We start from the raw sequence: 350 nt of genomic DNA on the forward strand, positions 1-350 counted from the left end.
CGGCCGGGTGCTGGGGGTCGAGCGGGCCGGAGCCGGCTCCGGACTTCTGGACGGCGAGCCGGGCGACGAGCAGTTCCGCGGTGCGCGGGAGGGCGCCGGCGACGTAGCCCTCGGCCCGGGCGCCGCGCTGGAGGAGCAGGCGGGCCAGCCGGTTGGAGCGGGCGTCGAGTTCGGCGTCGCTGAGGCGCTCGTCGCCGCTGATCACGGCGGTGGCGTCCGGCGTCGCGGCCGCCTGGCGGGCGAAGCCCACGTGCAGCGGCTCCAGTTCCGGCGCCACCTCCGCCTCGCCGGCCCACGCGCCCAGGACCAGCGCCTCGTCCGCGCCGTCCGACACCCGCAGCCGCCCGACG

Annotated in this window: 1 protein-coding gene; it reads right to left on the minus strand. The window is 79.7% G+C overall.

The features are described 5' to 3' along the window. Positions 1 to 350, minus strand: a 350-nt coding sequence (locus PUR71_RS11850; protein WP_329926852.1) for an AMP-binding protein, incomplete at both ends; no start/stop codon positions are given.

It is taken from the genome of Streptomyces sp. SP17BM10, assembly GCF_036322405.1.
Classification (GTDB): domain Bacteria; phylum Actinomycetota; class Actinomycetes; order Streptomycetales; family Streptomycetaceae; genus Kitasatospora.